Source organism: Acidithiobacillus sp. TH-A36 (assembly GCF_057473445.1).
Genome location: NZ_JBYCKP010000149.1, coordinates 1 through 2,493 on the forward strand (window position 1 = coordinate 1; position 2,493 = coordinate 2,493).

Sequence of the window (2,493 nt, forward strand, 5' to 3'; positions counted from 1 at the left end):
TCACAAACGATATCCGCCCGGCCCGGTGGTGGCAGGAAAGGCAGGGCATCCAACACCGCGTTGAGATAATCTTTTTCTGATCCGAGTTGGCGGCGGGTACCCACTGTCTCACCCTTCATCGCCGCCATCACCTGTTGGTGTCCATGTCCGGGCATGAAACGAGGACCTTCTGAGCCCAAAGGTGCCACCACCAGACGCAGCATCAATCCGTCACCGACTGGAGAGAGTTCTGCGCGCAATTGCGACTCGGAGGGGACCTCCCGCGCCGCTTGGGCATGGTCCGACTGGACCTGAAAGTGGCTGGCCAATACCTGGAGAGTCTGTTGCAACTCGGGTTGCGCATCTGCCGGCAGGATGAGCCGGTCGGCAATTAACTGCGCGGCCCGGCGCTGGGCGGGTGTCAGCCGGATCACCCGGAGCCGTTGTGGTGAATCGCGCAATACCGTAATCAGGCGCAAGGCATCCCACTCACGTTTTTCGTCGCTGCTGAGCCCGTACCCATGGGTGGCCTCATTGCCGTCCATCTGCAGCATGGGCTCTACCCGCATCACATAGCCATCCCCTTCCCTGGACACGGTGATTTCGGGAGGGCTTTCCACCACATCTACCAGAATGTCGGGGCTCTCCGGGAGAACAACCCTCGGGTGGCCAATGAGGGCAGTGAGGGCTGCAGCACGATCCAACCAAAAAGACCGGGCATAGTGAGGGTTCTTGCGGATGGCACGGATCACTTGTGCATCCTGGGGCGCCAATCGTTCATTCCCCGCAATTTTCGCCAGGGAAATGGCTTTGGGTTTGCCCCAACCGCGTTGGCCGCGTTTTTGTTCCAAAGGCTCAATGGTCTCGACGGTACCGTGTGGCCCCAAGTGAACGGACCAGAGCAGGCGGGTTTCATGGGCATCCGGCACCAGCGCGATATCGGTGACCAGGGATTGCAGGGAACTCAGCACATTCCGCCAGGACTCCTGTCCTCCGGCTACGAAAAAAGGAATGCCTGGATCCTCGTTGCGGAAAGCTTTCTCGGCTGCCGCAAATTGCGCATCGAGCCAGGTAAAGCCGCAGTCCTGAAAAGCCTTACGGGCATTGGTCACCGCTGTGGCGTGATCGGGATCGGGTGTGAAATGTGCCGTGGGAGCTCGTAGTTCCGGGCGCAGCCAAGCGCGCAAAATGGCGCGCTCAAAGTGCACCCAGGGGTGCCGGATTCTGGCAAAGGCCTGGAACGCTTCGGGCTCCAGGGGTGCGTCTCCCAATCGCACATTGATGGCATGCACCCAGATTCCCCAGAAGTCATGGGCCGATGGCGTGCGCGATCCGGCCTCGCCCAGACAGAATTTACGGGCGAGGTCCAGGTGTTTGGGAGTTTTCTGGGCCAGCAAAGACAAGGGATAAATCCAGGTCAGGCTGTAGGGTAAAAGTCGCGCACGTATACCCATGGCTTTGCGCAGTATTTTGAAAGCCGCTTCCATTTCGGCCTGTGCCGAATCCCATTGGCCCTGCTGTATGCGTATTCCCGCGCGCAGCACTTCGGCCGCAGCATCTTGCTTTAATGGCTTGAGCACATCTATCATTTGACTGAATTCGCCGCGATGGAGCAGCACTTCGGCCAATTGCAATCGTAGTGGTCCTGGGATGGCCTCTCGCCCGGTCTTTACCTGTTCCATGGTCCAGTGAAAGAAAGGCAGGTATTCCGGATCTACGCGTTGACACAGATTACCCAAGGCGTTCGTAGCCATTCGCCAACGCCACTCCGGAGTGACCCGTTCCATCAGTACGGGATCAAAGGCCTCCATGCACGCCGCATAAAAAATGGTGCCCCAGTCATTGCGCCTGGAAATCTCTTTCTGCATGGCCTCCAGATCGCTGAACGGTGCCCCGGAAAAGACCGCCAGACGCAGTATGGCGATGGCGTCTGCCTCCTCCCAAAATGACCAGCCGTAATGGCTGTGACTTGGGTCATAGTTCGTACTGCGATGGAGGGCGCTGCGTAACTCGGCAATCGGATGCTGCGCCAAAAGTTCCCGATAGGCCTGACTGCGAATCTTGTCATGCAGCTGAGCGTAGCCCTGGCGTCGAGGATGTTCCACGAGCAGGTCTGCGCGTCGGAGCTGCGCCCACGCATCCTTGACGGCTATTTGTGTAAAGGCTTTACCGGCGTGATTTTTTAAGCCCCACCTCTGGATCAGTTCGTAAACGGCTGTTCGGGGGCGCGAGGTCCAGAGCAGTGCCATGGCATCTGCTACAGTTCGTGTATCGGCATCAAGAGAATGGAGATCTTTCGGGATCAAGGTCAACGGTAGGGTATCCTTGGAAATCAATATGGTCGAAGCATACCAAAATCTGCTGAAGATGGCTGAGGCAAGATGGCTGAGGCATTTATTATGTCTTCAAAACTGCTTAATTCTTCGCGAACTCTCCACTGCGAGAGCTTGATCTGGAAGTCGAACGAGATCGTCACGATGTGGGGCGCGACGCCAGCCTGTGAGATACCTTCTG

2 protein-coding genes are annotated in these 2,493 nt (G+C 57.6%); both read right to left on the bottom strand.

All coding sequences use genetic code 11. The features are described 5' to 3' along the window. The coding region (locus tag AC2VLY_RS04080; RefSeq protein ID WP_486921803.1) for a hypothetical protein at positions 1-2,291 on the bottom strand (2,291 nt) is incomplete at its 3' end. Between the two features lie 20 nt (positions 2,292-2,311). Then, positions 2,312-2,493, bottom strand: a 182-nt coding sequence (locus AC2VLY_RS04085) for a hypothetical protein (RefSeq protein ID WP_486921804.1), incomplete at its 5' end; no start/stop codon positions are given.